This is a genomic window from Rhodococcus sp. IEGM 1381, assembly GCF_030056795.1.
Classification (GTDB): Bacteria; Actinomycetota; Actinomycetes; order Mycobacteriales; family Mycobacteriaceae; genus Rhodococcoides.
Genome location: NZ_JASHKQ010000001.1, coordinates 1175006 through 1191694, shown reverse-complemented (window position 1 = coordinate 1191694; position 16689 = coordinate 1175006). Strand labels below are relative to the sequence as shown.

Annotated in this window: 14 protein-coding genes; 1 reads left to right on the top strand and 13 read right to left on the bottom strand. The window is 62.1% G+C overall.

The window, feature by feature from the left end; all coding sequences use genetic code 11:
* Positions 1–2: 2 nt before the first annotated feature.
* From QM797_RS05680 to QM797_RS05620, 13 genes are all read right to left on the bottom strand, one after another.
* Positions 3–1193, bottom strand: a complete 1191-nt coding sequence (locus QM797_RS05680) for an asparagine synthase-related protein (protein ID WP_283274195.1) — start codon at positions 1191–1193, stop codon at positions 3–5.
* Positions 1180–1461: a PqqD family protein gene (locus QM797_RS05675; RefSeq protein WP_283274193.1), complete on the bottom strand. Its 282-nt coding sequence runs from the start codon at positions 1459–1461 to the stop codon at positions 1180–1182. Before QM797_RS05675 ends, QM797_RS05680 begins: the two co-directional genes overlap by 14 nt.
* A 132-nt stretch (positions 1462–1593) precedes the next feature.
* Positions 1594–3102: a sugar transferase gene (locus QM797_RS05670; RefSeq protein ID WP_502942268.1), complete on the bottom strand. Its 1509-nt coding sequence runs from the start codon at positions 3100–3102 to the stop codon at positions 1594–1596.
* Between the two features lie 454 nt (positions 3103–3556).
* Complete coding sequence (locus tag QM797_RS05665) at positions 3557–4876, bottom strand: UDP-glucose dehydrogenase family protein (RefSeq protein WP_283274192.1); 1320 nt, start codon at positions 4874–4876, stop codon at positions 3557–3559.
* 170 nt (positions 4877–5046) lie between these two features.
* Positions 5047–5283 (bottom strand): hypothetical protein, encoded by a 237-nt coding sequence (locus QM797_RS05660; protein ID WP_283274191.1) that lies wholly within the window; start codon positions 5281–5283, stop codon positions 5047–5049.
* Positions 5284–5408: 125 nt separating this feature from the next.
* The gene (locus QM797_RS05655) at positions 5409–6890 is read right to left on the bottom strand and encodes a sugar transferase (RefSeq protein ID WP_502942292.1); all 1482 of its coding nucleotides are present in this window, start codon (positions 6888–6890) and stop codon (positions 5409–5411) included.
* Between the two features lie 286 nt (positions 6891–7176).
* Positions 7177–8022, bottom strand: coding sequence for a sialate O-acetylesterase (locus QM797_RS05650; protein WP_283274189.1), 846 nt, complete (start codon positions 8020–8022; stop codon positions 7177–7179).
* A gap of 13 nt (positions 8023–8035) precedes the next feature.
* Positions 8036–9184 carry a lipase family protein gene (locus tag QM797_RS05645; RefSeq protein ID WP_283274187.1) on the bottom strand — a complete coding sequence of 383 codons (1149 nt, stop codon included), beginning with the start codon at positions 9182–9184 and terminating at the stop codon, positions 8036–8038.
* A gap of 73 nt (positions 9185–9257) precedes the next feature.
* Positions 9258–10529, bottom strand: a complete 1272-nt coding sequence (locus tag QM797_RS05640; RefSeq protein WP_283274185.1) for an acyltransferase family protein — start codon at positions 10527–10529, stop codon at positions 9258–9260.
* Between the two features lie 16 nt (positions 10530–10545).
* On the bottom strand, positions 10546–11778 hold the full coding sequence (locus tag QM797_RS05635) for a lipase family protein (RefSeq protein ID WP_283274184.1): 1233 nt from the start codon (positions 11776–11778) through the stop codon (positions 10546–10548).
* A complete protein-coding gene (locus tag QM797_RS05630; protein WP_283274183.1) occupies positions 11775–12452 on the bottom strand; it encodes a YveK family protein in 678 nt (225 codons plus the stop codon). Before QM797_RS05630 ends, QM797_RS05635 begins: the two co-directional genes overlap by 4 nt.
* Positions 12449–13693 (bottom strand): alpha/beta hydrolase family protein, encoded by a 1245-nt coding sequence (locus QM797_RS05625; protein WP_283274182.1) that lies wholly within the window; start codon positions 13691–13693, stop codon positions 12449–12451. Before QM797_RS05625 ends, QM797_RS05630 begins: the two co-directional genes overlap by 4 nt.
* 3 nt (positions 13694–13696) lie before the next feature.
* A complete protein-coding gene (locus QM797_RS05620; RefSeq protein WP_283274180.1) occupies positions 13697–15148 on the bottom strand; it encodes a tyrosine-protein kinase domain-containing protein in 1452 nt (483 codons plus the stop codon).
* A 116-nt stretch (positions 15149–15264) separates the two neighbouring features.
* On the opposite strand from QM797_RS05620, the gene QM797_RS05615 reads away from it, so the two are divergent.
* Positions 15265–16680: an O-antigen ligase family protein gene (locus QM797_RS05615; RefSeq protein ID WP_283274179.1), complete on the top strand. Its 1416-nt coding sequence runs from the start codon at positions 15265–15267 to the stop codon at positions 16678–16680.
* Positions 16681–16689 lie beyond the last annotated feature (9 nt).

Genomic DNA, 16689 nt, shown 5'->3' with positions numbered 1-16689 from the left:
TCTCAGACCACGGCTCCGATCTTGTGCGAGTGCAACCACGCCTGCTGCAGCAGCGACAAGCTGTGCACAGTCGGATCGGAACCGAGCCACTCACGCTTGACGATGTCCGGCCGAACCAGGGATTCATCCAGGCCGGTGCCGTCCCACTCTTGCGCGAACTCGCGCGATTCACCGTTCCACAAAGACGGTGTGAAAGAAGCTTTCGAAGTGCGGGTGACCACCTCGGGCGGAAGCAGATCACCCACCAACAGCTGCATGATGGCGCGACGCCCGGGCATTCCGACGAACGGCGAGTGGTGGGCAAAGGCCTGCAGCACAGACGGTTCGACGAATGGGTGCCTGACGTTCACGTCGTGCAGCGATCCGAGATCGCCCATGCTCTGCTTGACCATCTCGAAGTAGCGCGACCGAGGAACCCACTCCCGAAGCACCTTCCCCCACCCCATCGGGATCGTCGAACTGTTGGCGGCCCACTGATGTGTCGCCTGGGCCAACCCTTTACGGGTGAGCCATGGGAAGTCTTCGCGGTCCGGTCTGCTCGATGGCAGATCGGCGAGATAGCGGAGGGGGCGTGGGCTCCCGAAGTGTGCGATGGAGATCACTTTTCGTGGCGTGAGAGTTCGACGGTTCGCCAGCGCTTTGGCGGCCCATCGAGTCGATGACGATGCCGCAAGCTCGTCACCTCCGAAACCGGTCAGCAACGTACCTCCAGCGGTATCCTTACAGATGACGCCGTGCAAGTGGGTATTGAACGGCCACACAACACCGAAGGCAGTCAACAACTCTCGGGCCGACTCACCCAACGCATCCATCTCGGTGGACAAGGAGTACTGCAGACGGTCGGTGACGCCGAGGTGGTCGAGCACCAAGTCCTGCCACTCCGACTCGTGTGACTCCTCGATACCGGGGAAATTCAAGGTGGCCGGAATCGGCAAGGGAAGCCCCTCGGCTCGGGCGACACTGACCGCGGTCGCGAGAACCGCCGAGGAGTCTCGACCGCCGGAGAAGCTGACTATGCACGGCCCGTGTTCCAGTGCCGCCCGGACAGTGTCACGGAAAGCAGCGCGAGGTGTTGCCGCGGCAACCTCTCCCAGGATAGGCCGGGATCGATCCAAACCGATCGGCCTGGACGTCGCGACCTCGATCGGTGACAGGGGTGCCAGACGTGTCCCTACAACATCAGCTCGAGCCATCGGCAACCTTGACGATATTGCGTTCCAAAAGCCCGTCCAGAAGCGCATCGACATCGTGCGCGGCAACATCTTCGGAGATCTTGTACTCGTCGACCAGCTTGGCGATCATATCGTCACGTGACGTGCCATCCACCAATAGCGGCCACAGTTCGCAGCCGGACTCGTTCAACGCGAAGTATTGCGAACCCTCGAGATCGAGGATAACGATCTCGACCCCACTGTTGGTCCACGTCACGCGCGAAGCCTCTACGACAAAAGTCTGGCCCATCGGTTCTCCTTCGGGGGTGCTGGGAGTCGATCACTCCGACAGCTACAAAACGATACCGCGCAACATCATGTGCAGGTTCGGTTCCGTCTTTTGGCTTGTTCCCCCGACAGCAGTTGCCTCTGGCGTAAGGCCTCAGTAAGCCCCATCACTGCCCGCGACCGCCTTGACCGTCTTGGCAATGATCAGAATGTCGCCGACCATCGACCAGTTCTCGACGTACGAAAGATCAAGTCGCACAGTCTCTTCCCAGGACAGATCCGACCGGCCGCTCACCTGCCAGAGACCGGTGATACCGGGCTTGACGAGAAGTCGTCGCCGAACGTCACCGTCGTAAGTCTCCACCTCGCGACGTAGCGGCGGGCGTGGACCGACAACACTCATCTCTCGCCGAAGTACGTTGATGAACTGTGGCAACTCGTCGAGGCTGAATTTGCGCATCACCCTTCCGACCGCGGTGATACGGGGATCGTCCCGCATCTTGAACAACACCCCGCCGGCACTCTCGTTTTGAGCCAGCAAAGCATCGACTCGCTTGTCTGCGTCCTGCACCATGCTCCGAAACTTGATCATGGGGAACGGCTTTGCGTCGATGCCCATGCGCTCGGACTTGTAGAAGACCGGTCCGCGGCTCGTTGCCTTGACCAGTATGGCGAGTACTAGCAGAACCGGCGCGATGACAACCAACACCGACGTCGCGAACATCAGGTCGAACGCCGTCTTACTGAAGCGAGTGGCACCGTTGTACTGCGGCTTCTCGACGTGAATCAGGGGGAACCCGGCCACTGGGCGCATCACCAACCGCGGACCGGCGACATCGACGACGCCAGGGGCCACGACAAGGTCGACGTTTTTCTTCTCCAGATCCCAGATCATCTTGCGAATTCCCTTGTTGCCCAGATGTTCTGTTGCCGTTACCGCGACAGTATCCGCGCCGGACGTCTCGATGGCGTCGACCACGGATGTCTCGTCGCCGAGAATCGGGATATGGGAGCCTTCGATTGTGAGCGTGGCTTCGTCCTCCGGCGCGTAACCGGGAAGACAGAGTCCGACCACGGTGTACCCGGCTTCGGGAGCACGCTCGAACTGCTTGGCCATGGACACCGCTGCATCTCGACTGCCGACGATCAGCACCGACGTTTGATACATGCCCCTGCTTCGTTTGTGCGACACGCTTCTTCGCCAGAGCCACCTGTTCAGAAGCAAGCCGAGTAGACCGACCGGAAGCGCAATCGCGAGGTACAGCCGGGCGATATCCACGCGCGCAAGAAGAGACACGATGGCGATGACACCGAAGAGACGGAAGGTGGCCGACACTATTCGGCGATACTCCTCGGCTCCCGTTCCGATCACCCGCGGCGAGCGGGTGCGGAAGATCGCGAGAAAGCCGATCCAGATCGCGGCCAGAGCGACAGACATTCCGAAGTGCCCCATCGTGGAACCCGTGCCGACCGCGACTTCACCGAATCGGATGTACTGCGCAACAGCCACCGCTGCCACGACAACGACGACGTCGGTGTATCGCAGGCGGTCTACGTATTGCTGCTCCCAGATTCGACGCGAGGTCGGGCGACGGGTGCGCCACGCAGAGCGTCCCGACCGTCCGGTCCCCGACTTTGCGAGTGTTGTTTCGAGAGCTGTCACCGATCGTCCTCTTTCACCTGTCGGCTTCACCCACCGAAGCGCATCGCCGAATCGACCTGAACGAGTCGTGGTCGACGTCGACGTCGACGTCGACCGACCAGCTCGGAATGGAATCTTCGAGCCCCCACGATCTTCGCACGATTTCTCGCACATCACTCGCTCAGTTGCCCATCTCACTGACCATTCCGTCGCTGACAAATCTCCAGCTAAAAGGGCTTGGGCCTATAACACTTGGTCGACTCGAGCGGAGGAAACGTTACCGATCACATCGAGCGTCATAGAATCTTCGGTGTTGGACCCGCCGATATCCGTTGCGCCTTGGGACTCGTCACAAATCTCCGTGAGGCGGACGAAACAAATAGGAAACATTTGCGCCCGGGGAAAATCATTCAAACAATCTAAAGCCATCCGAAGACCGATATCGTTCGATTAGGTCACGAACAATATCGTCGAATCAAGGTCGCCCAAGTCCCCGGTATGTCCATCCGCTCGCGCGCCACATCGCAGGATCCAGACAGTTGCGCCCGTCGATTATCGACTTCGCCCGCACGACGGGTTCGATATCTTTCGGTGTGAGCGCCTTGAACTCTTTCCACTCCGTCAGCACCAGCACCACGTCTGCCCCCTGGCACGCGTCCAGCGCAGAGTTGCAGTAGGTGAGAGTGGGAAACAGCGCTCGGGAGTTCTCCATCGCCTTGGGGTCGAACACGTTCACCGCAGCGCCCTGCAGCTGAATCTGCCCGGCCACATTCAACGCAGGCGAATCACGGACGTCGTCCGAATCCGGCTTGAAGGCCGCCCCCAACACAGCCACTCTGGCCCCGAGGAGCGAGCCACAGGCCTCGCGCGCCAACTCGACCATGCGGGTACGGCGTCGCATGTTGATGTTGTCCACCTCCCGCAGGAACGTCAGCGCCTGATCGGCGCCGAGCTCCCCTGCCCTGGCCATGAAGGCCCGGATGTCCTTGGGCAGGCACCCACCGCCGAAGCCGATGCCGGCATTGAGGAACTTGCGGCCGATGCGCTCGTCGTGGCCGATAGCGTCCGCAAGCACGGTGACGTCGGCACCGGCAGCCTCGCACACCTCCGCGATCGCGTTGATGAAGGAAATCTTGGTTGCGAGAAACGCATTGGCCGATGCTTTGACCAGCTCGGCAGTGGCCAGGTCGGTCACCAGAAACGGGATCTTCTCGTCCAACAATTGGGCGTACACCTCGCGCGCCAATTCCTCGGCACGCCCCGTCCGGTCACGGTCCACACCCAATACGAGACGGTCCGGGTGCAACGTGTCCTTGACGGCAAAGCCCTCTCGCAAAAACTCCGGGTTCCAGGCAACCTCGACGCCGTCACCGGCGGGCGCGAGTTCACGGGCCATGCGGCCCAGCCGCTCCGCTGTCCCCACCGGGACGGTCGACTTACCGAAGATGACGGCCGGCTTGGTCAGCAACGGCGCGAGCGTCTCGATGACCGAGTCGACGAACTTCATGTCGGCCGCGAACTCCCCCTTTTTCTGGGGGGTACCGACACCGAGAAAATGGACCTCCGCAAAATCGGCAGCTTCCTGGTAAGACGCAGTGAAGCGCAGACGTCCGGCCGCGATATTGCGCTGCAGCACCTCCTCGAGGCCGGGCTCCCAGAACGGAACCTCACCGGCTTCGAGCTTGGCGAGCTTTGCTGGATCGACGTCGACGCCGAGTACCTCATGGCCCAGTTCGGCCATGCACGCTGCATGGGTAGCACCGAGATAACCGGTACCGAAAACAGTTATTCGCATGCTGGAGATCCCCATCTTTGTATCGAAGACTGTGTTGTAGATCGTTGCGTATCGGACAGACCGAATGCTCTGTTCGACTCAGTCCGAATACAATCACACAGCCGTCTGCGTCGTCACCCGTGGGACATTCGTCACAGCTCCGTGGCGAATACTCATGAACGACAGGTGACTCAGCGGCGAACAGGAAACTGTGGATTCTCCGGCTCTTCGACTGCCTCGGCACATTGGTGAATGAATCCGCTCAACTCGCTACGCAGCTCGGGTTGCAACAGATCCAACGGGGTCTCGGTGCCGTGATATTCGGCGAATGCCGATGTGTACGCATTCACACTGTCCGAAATGACCGCATGCAGCGAAGTCGAACGGTTCAGGTGAACGCGAGCGATCTCGTCTACACGATCTGCCAAGTAGTCATGAAAAGAATTCTGCGTCATGGTCACCGGTTGTCCGTTCTTCGAGAAGGGAGACTGGCGAAGACAATACGGAAAATACCGACCGTTCGCATGTCAAGGAGGAGCCTCCACTCGTCGACTCAGTACGCGCCCTCACTCTTGAGGACTGCGACGGCCGTCTTGGCGATGATCAGCAAATCACCTGTCATCGACCAGTTCTCGACGTACGAGAGGTCGAGCCGCACACTTTCTTCCCATGAAAGGTCGGATCGGCCGCTCACCTGCCACAAGCCCGTTATTCCGGGTTTGACGAGCAAGCGCCTACGCACCTCACCGTCGTACGTCTCCACCTCGCGACGCAGAGGCGGCCGGGGCCCCACAACACTCATCTCACGCTTGAGCACGTTGACGAACTGCGGGAGCTCGTCGAGGCTTAGTTTGCGCATCACTTTGCCCACCCGCGTCACTCGCGGATCTTCGCGCATCTTGAACAACACTCCGCCTGCACCCTCGTTGAGACCGACCAGGTCCTGTACTCGCGTGTCTGCGTCCTGCACCATGCTGCGGAACTTGATCATCTGGAAGGGTTTGCCGTCGATACCCATTCGCTCCGAAAGATAGAAGATCGAGCCTTTGCTGGTGCACTTGATCAGGACGGCGAGCGTGATCAGGATCGGTGCGATGAGCAGCAAGATGCACGCGGCGAAAACGAAGTCGAACGCCGTTTTGCCGAACCGTTTCGCGCCGTTGTACTGCGGCTTCTCCACGTGGATCAGCGGGAAGTTCGCCACCGGCCGCATGACCAGCCGAGGACCCGCAACATCGACCACACCCGGCGAAACGACGAGATCTACCTTCTTCTTCTCCAGGTCCCACACCATCTTGCGTAGACCGTGGTGGCCGATGTGCTCGGTAGCCGTCACAGCGACAGTATCCGCACCCGACGCCTCGATTGCCTCCACAACGCTGTGCTCGTCACCGAGCACCGGGATCTCGACACCCTCGATGGTGAACGAAGAGTCGTTGCCGGGTTCGTAGTTGGGCAGACAGATACCGACAACGCTGTAACCCGCGCCCGGTGATCTTTCGAAGGACTTAGCCATGGCGAGTGCCGAGCTTCGGCTACCCACGATCAACACCGACGTCTGATATCCACCGCGAGCGCGCTTGCGTGCGACGATGTTTCGCCAGATCCAGCGGCTCAGCAGCAATCCGATCAGGCCGACCGGAAGCGCGATGGCCAGGTAGAGGCGAGCAATGTCGAGTCGGAACAGCAAAGAGAGAATCGCGATGACTCCGAAGAGTCGGAACGTGGCCGAGACGATGCGCCGATACTCCTCGGAGCCGTTGCCGATCACCCGAGGCGACCGAGTCCGAAAGATCGCGAGGAAAGCGAGCCACAGCACGGCGAGAACTCCGGAGACTCCGACATAGCTGGCAACCGACCACACTGCGGTGAAGTCGATCTCGCCGAACCGAATTATCTGTGCGACGGTCACCGCACCCAACACGACGACAGTGTCCGTGACCCGTAAACCCTCGGTGTAGTGCGTTTCCCATTCGCGCCGCGAGGTCACTCGACGCGACCTCCGTGCGTCGCGTCGCGACACCGATGATTGCAGCGTTTCCGCATTACTGGCTGGCACTGATGTCCCCTCGGTACGTTCATGTGGCCGAACTGTCGCGATCGGCACCGCACCGTGCCTTGTCGTAGAGCTGTGACGCTTGCGCTTGATCGAACCATGCCATCCGTCGAGCTACACTCCCCGCTCGACAGAGCTCGGATCGATACAACGATAGATTGATCGACGTTGCGCCGCAGCCTGTTACATGTTTTATCTGCGTAAATGAAATGCGTCCGTAGCGTTGCCACCCCGCGTACAACCTAGTCCATATCGACACCGAATCTCAATCGATCGAATGGACGATGGTCGGCGACATTCCATCGAACGCGGTCCACATTCTTAGTCCGAGCTCACGCTGGCCTGCGGCGCTGTAGTGAATCTTCTCGGTCTCACTGTTGTAGAGCCCCGCCGGACCCGGCACGAAGACCACGCCCGGTCGCCGCCGAGGCGTGTCGGCATGGACGGCATCGATGATCGGGTAGTCGGGGTGACCCGAGGCGATCTCGTCCGGCACCATCTGCCCGATGACGACAGGAACATCACCGAAGTCTTCGCGAAGCACATCGATGACCCTGTCGAGCTTCTCGGCGTACACCGGCCCCGGTGTCAGCGGAACGTCGCTTTCGCCCTGGTGCCACAGTACGGCCGTCAACACGTTGCCGGGCTTGGTGGCAAGTCCGGTTCGTATGCGCATCAGGGCATTCCGGAACAGGTTGATGCGCGCTCCGGTGTCGTCCGGATCCCAGGAGATGCCGTTGACCCGCGCGAACGCGGAGTCACCGCGCGCGTAGGGAACCAGCAACACGGGCCTACCCGTGGCATCGGCGAGGTGCGCGGCGAACGTCGGGGCGAAGCCCACAGCCTTGGAGGGTACCTCGTGGAACAGAGGGTTGCTCCCCGCCACAATCGTGTTCTTCGATCGACCCGACGCAGCCCACTGATGCACTCGCGGATGCGGAGCATCGAGACCGGATCTGTCCAACCCCAGCCCTGCACCGTGTGCATTGGACTGCCCGAGCACCGCGACTACCAGGTACGGCTCGTCGATCGCAGTCACCGGAACACCGCGTCCGAGGCGTCGTTTCACGATATCTTTCGCCCGTACCGTCAGATCCTGACGTAACCCCATGTCCATCCCCCACTCAGCTGCAATTGTTTTGTGCAGGAACGCCAGCGAACCGTTCCCCTATCCATTGGTTGACGGCGTCCCCGTTCACGTCCCCGTGCCCCCGTCCGACCTGACGATCGATGGTGATGACATCACCCAGAGAGCAGGCCTGCGCGAGTGCCGCATCAGTCCACGCCGCATCGATGAATGTATCGGCATCACCGTAGGCAACCAGTATCGGAGCCGACGCCGGTGCCTTCGGCACGGCCATTGCCGTCAGTGCGTCACGCAATACTGCCGCGGCCTCGTCCGACCGTGGCGCAAAGTCCCTGTCGCCGAGCCGCTTCACCGCATCGTCACGTGCGGCGGCCTTGTCCGGAGTGCACCCGGTGAGTGCCGACCAGTCCTGGGCGGCGTTACCGCTGCGGTAGTCATCCAGATTCAGGGCCGGATCCCGTCGCGACAGCGACTCCAGAACCCATTGCATCAGCGGACCCTGATCGGTGGTGAGCGTTCCTGCGATGGCCTTGTCCACCAGACCGACCATGTTCGCCGCGGGTGCCAACGCCGCTGCGCCCACCAGATCCAACTCCGGGGCATAGGACCCTGCAAGTTCGCTTGCGGCCCAGGCCGCGCCGCCGCCCTGTGATCCACCGAAGGCAGCCCACCTCGTACCGACATCCGGAAAGACGATGCGCAGCGCCCGAACTGCGTCGATGACGTCGTAACCGGCCGCAATGTTGTCCAGATAGGCGTGATTCCCGGGATGCCCCAGACCCTCGTAGTCGGTGATGGCCACCGCGAATCCCGCTGTGGTGAAACCCTGTACGAGCGCAGACGCACCGAGCAGCGAGCTGGACTCCGAGGGCGCACACGCCTGCTCGATGCCCGTGGTGCCATGGGCGTAGGAGATGACGGGCCAGCCGCCGTCGGGAGCATCTCCCTCCGGGGTGAAGACGCTCCCCGATACCTCACGCTCACCTACACCGGGCTGGACCGAGCGGTAGACCACCTTCGCCGCGTTCACACCCGAAAGCCGCACTTGTATCGGCAGATTGGGCATGGTCTCGGCACTGACTATCGACCCACTGCCGGTTCCCAGATCTTCGATCACCAAGGGCTCGGGATCGGACCCTCGGACCGCCTCCGCCACAGCTCGCTGGGCGTCCGCACCGATAGACACGACAACGGCGCACCCTCCCAGAAGGGGTAACAGCAGCGAGGCTGCGATCAATCGACGAGAAGTGCGCATAAAATTACTTGCTGGCCTTGAAACTACGTGCGTACGTCAGGGAGGGCTTCTCGATGAATCGGTAAGTGAGTGAGCCGAACAGAATACTGACCGCGCTCACGAGAACGAAATTGCGCAGCATCCCCAGCGGACTGTCCCCTGCCATCCATCCGAAACGCCCCACCATGATCAGGACGGGGAAGTGCCAGAGGTACACACTCAGCGAGATCATGCCCACGTAACTGAGCGGTGCCCAGTCCGCGCGTTCGGCGAGCTTCGAACTCTCTCCCCGCGCCAACGGAACGATGATGAACAGGATGAGCAGGGCCGAGCCGAACGCCACCGTGGAGCTCTGCCAACGCGAATTGTCGTCTATCAGCTTCAGCGAGATCGCCGCCGTGGGGATCATCGCGATGCCCGTCCACCACCGCATCCTGGTCGCGATCGCGCCTCTGAGCAGGCCGTTGTCGATAGCGACGAACACAACGGCCGCGAGCATCCCGTACGTGAAATTGTCTGCCAGCGACCAGAAGCTACGACTGAGCACGGCGATCTGGTTGGGTCCCCAATCCAGCAACTTGGGATCGGTGATGCCCGATGGCCCGACGAGCGAGGCGGTGTACAACTTTCCGGTAGTTCCGATGACGAACATGATTACCACGGGAATCATGGCCAGTAGCGGTGCCGGCACAGACGTGCGCTTACGGAGAAAGAATGCGATACCGGTCAACAGCGGCAGCGCGATGTAGAACGCGAACTCCAGCGAGAGCGACCACGACGGATTGATGCCGGTTTGGAGCATGCTCGGAATGTACGAGTGCAGCAGCGTCAGGTTGGCCAGCAGCGTCAGTGGGTCGGAGAGGATGCCGAGGCCGTTGTCGGTGAATTGTCGTTCAGCGACGGCCGCGTTCTCGACGAAGACCGCACGCATCACGAAGTTGGCGAACAGGAAGATGAACAGATACGCGGGAAAAACTCGCAGCAGGCGATGCATCGCGTAGCTGAAGTTGTTCGGCATCGGCTTGCCCGCGAACAACTTTCGTACCATCGGCAGGAAGATGAGGAAACCCGACAGCGCGAAGAAGAAAATCAGCCCTTGGCCGAGCAGCCCGAGTTTGTACGTGAGCACGGTCTGCGGCGAATAGTGGCCGCCGACATGCACCGCGAGCACACACAGGCACGCGAATCCACGTGGTCCGTCGAGGCCGATGATGCGGGCCGATCTCTTCGGCTCCCCGGCGGCGGGGGTAACGGGTGCTGTCGCGGCGGCTGCCGTGCTGTCTGGTGTGGCGGTCATGGATGCCTTCTGACGGTCATGGCGCAGGAACGGGGCAGAAGTTGATGGCATCGGTACCGGCGAACCGGTCGTCCAGCCATCCGAACGCAGCAGCACCGTCTATGTCTGCGTGACCGGAATTCGGTTGAAGTACATACTGAATGGAGTCGCCACTGGCGCATCCCGCTGAAATGGCCGCGTCGGTCCACGGCTGAGAGATCAGCGTGTCCAGACCGCCGTAGATCACCAACATCGGAGCCGCCGCCGGCGACTTCGGCAGGCTCATCTCACGCAGGTATCCCTCGAGGATCGCGGTGGCCTCGGGTGTTGCTGGACGCAGATCGTCGTCGCCGATCTGCGCAGCCAACGATGTTCGGTCGGCGGCGAGGACGCCGCCACACGCCGACAGCTCGTCCCACCGCTCCTTGACGATCCCCCGGCGATAATCGTCGAGGTTCAGTTCCGGGTGGGACTTCGCCAGACCCACCAGAACCCACTGCAACAACGGCTTCTGGTCTTCGGTGAGCGTACCGTTCGCGGCTGCTGCCGCCAGACCGACGATGTCCGCGGCAGGCACGAGACTCACCGAGCCGACCATCTCGAGCCCACTACCGTAACGACCGGCGAGTTCGTTTGCGGCCCAGGCAGCTTGACCACCCTGCGATCCTCCGAAAGCAGCCCACCGCGCCGACGCGTTCGGAACGAGCTTGCGCGCAGCACGCACCGAATCGATCAGATTGTTGCCGACGGTCCCTGCATCGAGATAGGGGTGATAGGTGCCATCGAGTCCGAGACCCTGATAGTCCGACACCGCTACCACGTGCCCGGTACGCACCAACGCCGCGACGATCTGCGAACTTCCGAGCAGTTCCGGATCGGTGGACGGCCCGCAATCGTTGAGTACACCGGTGGTGCCGTGGCCGTATGCGATGATCGGCCACCCACCCTCGGGCGGCGTGCCCTGCGGAGCGAAAATGGTGCCCGACACCCGTTGTGGTGAGCCGTCCACCCCCGAGGTCGACGAGTAGACCACTCTGGCCGCGATCGAGGAGATACCGCTGACTCGGCGGTCGATGGTGAGCAGCTGCTCTGCACTCTCGAGCGAACCCGGTCCGGTATCGCTGTAGTCGGCGGACAACGTGGCACCGACCCCAGCAGACTTCGGATCCGGCGCCGCCTCGTCCGACCCGCAGGCCGACGTCACCAACAGCATCGAGAGCGCGCCTGCAACACCGGCTCTACGAAACCGCGATGCCCGTACGTTCGTCATCGAATCTCCCCTGCCCCCTGCTTGACTATGTCTTCGATCTGATCACGGTGGTCGATCGAATCCCGCGCGATCCCGAGCGCGAGTACCAGCACACTGCCGAGAAGCAGACCCATACCCGCACCCAGCACCAAATTGCTGGTCAGCACAGGAGTGGTTGCGGAACTCGGTGTGGTGGCCGCGTCGATCAGCGTCACCTCGGAGACCACTCCGTTTGCTCCCAGATCGATCTCGCCCACCAGCTTGATGAGCTGTACAGCAACCGAATTGGCGATGTCTCGGGCCTGCTCGGCGTCGGCGTTCACGACCGAGATGCCGATCAACGCCGAACCCGGACTCGGCAACACCGTGATGTCCTTCTTCAGTACTGCCGGCTCCACGGTCAGCCCCTCGGAAACTATGACACGGCGCAGCACCTGCTCGCCGGTGGCCAGCTCGACATAGGATTCGACACGAACCAGGGAAGACCGGTTTCCTTCCGCCGACGCTTTGGGCGAGGTAGGACCGGGCGCGGTGACGAACACCCTGGACGAGGCGGTGTATGACGGCTCGACGAAATATGTCGCCAGCCACGCCGCACCCGTCGACAGAACGGCCGCAGCCAAAATCAGCGCCCAGCCCGCAAACAGCATGCGGCCGTAGTCCTTCAGCGTCGGTACGCCAGCGGGGGCGATCACCGGTTCAGCTCGCAGGTGTTGACGGGACGCTGCCCGGCGAACATGCTCTTGACCCACGGAAGCGACCGACCGCTGTCGAGGTTGCCGTGCCCTTCACCCTGATGCAGTTCGTATTCCACGATGTCGCCCGAGTCGCACGCACGTTTCAACGCCTTCTCGGTCCAGGGTTCGAGAATCAGATCGTCCTCGGTGCCGTACATCACCAGCAGCGGCGTCGTCGAACGTTGTTGCGGTAGAGCCATATCCGCCAGGTAGCCGCGGAGCCGATCCGTTGCCTCGATGCTTGCCGGCTTCAGGTCCGCAGGCTGCAGTCGAGTCGTGAGCTCGGGCACGTCGTCCGACTTCGGCGGCACACACTCCATGAAGTCGTCCCACCGATCCCGTGCGAGACCAGAGCGATAGTCGTCCAGGTTCATCTCCGGATGGGTGATGGCCAAGCCGTGCAGCGCGTACATCAGCAACGGGTACTGAGCCCGAGTCAGTGTTTCGTTCGCGGCCGCGTCGGCCAGTCCCGCCATGTCCGAGACGGGCACCATCGCCGCGGTGCCGACCAGTTCGAGACCGCCGCCGTATTCACCGTTGCGATCGCTCGCCGCCCACGCAGCCATGCCGCCGAGCGACACGCCGTACGCAGACCACCGCGAACTCAGCGTCGGCATGAAGTTCCTGGCGGCCCGCACCGCGTCGATCATGTTGTAGCCGAACGTCTTCGAGTCCAGGTACGGGTGATAGGAGCCCGAGAGGCCGAGACCTTGATAGTCGGTCATCGCCACCGCGAAACCGTTCAGAGCGAGAGCCGCGACAATCGGCGCGCTGCCGAGCAAATTGGCATATCGAGAAGGCCCGCACGCCTCGAGAACACCCGTGGTGCCGTGGCCGTACGACACGATCGGCCACCCGCCCTCGGGTGCAGTGCCCCCCGGAACGACGACGGTTCCCGAGACCTCGGTCGGTTCCCCCGTCACTCCCGACGTGGACCGATAGACGACACGCGTTGCCGTCGCTCCGAGTTCGGTGATGTCGACGGCAATGTCCTCGATCGGCTCCGCAGAGATCAGCGAACCAGGTTCCGAGCCGCCGAAATTCGACGGTGGAGCCGGTTCGGGGACCGGAGCCTCCGCCGTGACCGGGGCGGTGGGCGCACCTGTAGGAACGACCAACGGTGCCTGCTGCGAACAGGAGATCGAGAACGACGCGACGATCAGCACGACGCCGACCTTCGCGGCGAACCTACCTACCATGGGCTACCCTCTGCTCGCCGACGACGACGCAGATGTGCTGTCCTCGGACTTCACCTGGTCCGATCCTGATGACACGCCGAATTTGCTCGCCGAATGCGAAGCGCTGGAGCCGGTTTCGCTGTTGCCGGCCGATCGGCCGGAGCCCGCGCGCAAACGGTGGCGCGCTGGTTCGAAGGTGGTGACCACGCCCAACACAGTGCCGTTGACGCCGTCGAGCACCTTGACGGCCCGACGCAGCGCGTCACGGGTGGTGCGGCCGGTACGCGCGAGAACCAGTGTGCCGTCTGCCAATGCGGTGAGAATCGCACCGTCGGTCACCTTCAGCAAGGGCGGGGTGTCGACGATCACGTAGCGATAGTCGCCGCGTAGAGACTCGAGCAGCACCTGCGCGCGATCCGATCCCAGCAACTCACTCGGATTCGGCGGAACGGGACCCGACGGCAGCACCGACACACCGTCGAACACGTCACGCTGAATTGCGTCCTCGACGCGATGCTCACCCGAGAGCACCGTCGACAAGCCACTACCCTGGCTCAGGCCGAGTCGGTTGCCCAAGGCATCGTCACGCAGGTCGCCGCCGACGAGCAACACCTTGTGACCGGCCTCGGCCAGAACGGATGCCAGGTCGATCGCGGTACTTGTCCGTCCTTCGCCCGCAGCAGGACTGGTGACGGTGATGACGCGCGGAGGTGATCCGCCACCGAGGAATCGAATGTTGGTGCGCAGCGCGCGCAGTGGTTCACCCATCTTGCTCATGAACGCCACTGCCGATTTGGGTCGAGATGCATCGACCGGAAGACCCCCGAGCACCACGCGGCCCGAAATCTCCTCCGCCCGTGGCCGATCTCTGATCGAACGGTCCATCAGACCGCGCAAGAGAGCGAGAGCCAGGCCAAAGACGAGGCCGATGGCCGCGCCCAGGCCGAGAGCGGTGTACAGACCCATACCGATCGGAGTCGACGGGACGTCGCCCTGATCGACGATGGTGGCACCGGCCGCCGGGCTGCCGCCGCGCTGCGAGGTTTCGAGTTCCTGCACCAGCTGCGTCAACTGACCGGCGACCGCGTTGGTCAACACCTGAGCGACCGCTGGATCGGCGTCGGTGGCGCAGAGGTCGAGGAGGACCGTCTTCTCGATGGGCGTTGCGGTGACTCGTGAGCGCAGCTCTTCCGCCGACATCGACAGCTGCAACTGATCGACGGCACGCTGAGCCACCTGGGTGCTGGTCGCCAGTCCCGCGTAGGACGACACACGCTCCTGGGAGAACAGGTTGTTCTGGTACGCCTCCCCGACCGAACTGCCACCTTCGGTGGTGACGAACAAACGCGCGCACGCCTGATACTGCGGTGCCGTGAAGAACGTGTAGGCCCAGCCTCCGGCGATGCCGATGACCGTCACGAGCGCGACGATCCACCAACCCGCGCGAAGAATCCGCCCGTACTCTCGAATCTCCACGAGTGCTCCTATCGAAAGACATCGGTCAAGGGGAAAGAATAAAGCGCAGCGAAGGATTCGGCACGACGTACATGTTGCGAGTGAGTGAAACCGTGACAACATCAGTGTCCATGAGCATGACTCGACGAGCCGGTGTCGCAGCCATCGTGGTTGTTCCCGTTTTCGTTACATTCGCAATGATCGTCGGCGGAACACCAGCGAAACTGGGCGCAATCGGTCTCGCTGCGCTGACGATAGGAGCGTACATAGGCCTACGTCATCCGCTGTATTTGACTCGCGCTCTTGCATTTTCACTGGGAGCCCTACCGTTCGGCTACATCCCGGGAGTGCATGCACCCCTGGTCTTCGCACTCGGCATCGCCGTCATCTTGGCAACTGTGATCCACCGCATGGCGGTGAGCCGCATCACATGGGGTGAAATGACGATCATTGCGCTGCTCGTCACCTCGACTTTGTCATTGGTCGCCACAAGTGGCTCACTGGTCGACTACGTCGAATTCGGTAAGTGGCTGGTGTCCACGCTCGTTGCCGTCTGTCTCCTGCGCATGCCCAGAGACGAATTGAAGCTGTTCGGCCGAATCTACGTCTACGCCGCCTCGGCGGCCGCCGCCTTCGCAGTGGTCATCCTCGTCGGCGACCCCGCCGGAAAGCTCATTCGCTACCTATCCGTCCTGGGCTACGGCACCGAGGAGGAGAGCAACCGATTCGTCTACAGCCCGGGTGGCGCGACGACGGTGCGTCTGGCGGGAACGTACGTCGACCCCAATGCGGCGGGAATCGGCTTCGTGCTGGCGCTGATGCTGTGCATCCTGCTGCTTCGCGGCTACCTGCGTACCGCACTCTCCGCGCTGCTGTTCCTGTCGATCGTGCTGACGCTCTCGCGGGCAGCCTTGTTCTCGGTGGTGTTCGGCGTGATGCTGATGTTCGTGTTCCAGCAACTTCGGACCCGAGAACGTCTGGCCATCATCGGCGCATTCGCAGCCGCGTTCATCGGGGCTCTCGCAGTGCCCAGCGTACGAAATCGCGTCTTCTCGTCGTTCGGTAGCGGGGACGCAGGCTCGAGTGCCCGCGGTGACGCCCTCGTGGAATTCCCGCGGCTCATGCAAGGGCACTGGATGTTCGGGCTGGGGTGGGGACGGGCCGAATTCGTCGACCCGGTGGTCGCTTTCGAGGTCAACTACGTCGCGAACTCCCCACTGCTGACCATCTACCGCGGTGGGTTGCTGACCGGACTCGCCTTCGCCGCGATACTCGTCGTCGGCGCATTCATCGGATACAAGCTGATGCGATCGGGACGCTGGGAGTTGGGCTTCTACGGTGCCACCTTCATCGGCTTCTCGATCGTCGCGCTGCAACTCGACTTCCCGGTGGTTACCATTCCGGCGACGACCATGGCCTTTTCGGTAATGCTCGTATTTCTGGTCCATGCATGGGAATTGGCCACTCGAAGCAACCATCAGGCTGGTCTTACGGACGCGACAGAATCCAAAAGCTTGGTTTCACAGGAAAGTACTTCACTCGCAGTTTCATAACCATCGGAC

What these genes read in the sequence shown, in the direction of transcription:
- QM797_RS05665 (WP_283274192.1), bottom strand. Translation starts at nt 4,876, where the DNA reads ATGCGAATAACTGTTTTCGGTACCGGTTATCTCGGTGCTACCCATGCA.
- QM797_RS05615 (WP_283274179.1), top strand. Translation starts at nt 15,265, where the DNA reads ATGACTCGACGAGCCGGTGTCGCAGCCATCGTGGTTGTTCCCGTTTTC.
- QM797_RS05680 (WP_283274195.1), bottom strand. Translation starts at nt 1,193, where the DNA reads ATGGCTCGAGCTGATGTTGTAGGGACACGTCTGGCACCCCTGTCACCG.
- QM797_RS05635 (WP_283274184.1), bottom strand. Translation starts at nt 11,778, where the DNA reads ATGACGAACGTACGGGCATCGCGGTTTCGTAGAGCCGGTGTTGCAGGC.
- QM797_RS05650 (WP_283274189.1), bottom strand. Translation starts at nt 8,022, where the DNA reads ATGGGGTTACGTCAGGATCTGACGGTACGGGCGAAAGATATCGTGAAA.
- QM797_RS05675 (WP_283274193.1), bottom strand. Translation starts at nt 1,461, where the DNA reads ATGGGCCAGACTTTTGTCGTAGAGGCTTCGCGCGTGACGTGGACCAAC.
- QM797_RS05625 (WP_283274182.1), bottom strand. Translation starts at nt 13,693, where the DNA reads ATGGTAGGTAGGTTCGCCGCGAAGGTCGGCGTCGTGCTGATCGTCGCG.
- QM797_RS05640 (WP_283274185.1), bottom strand. Translation starts at nt 10,529, where the DNA reads ATGACCGCCACACCAGACAGCACGGCAGCCGCCGCGACAGCACCCGTT.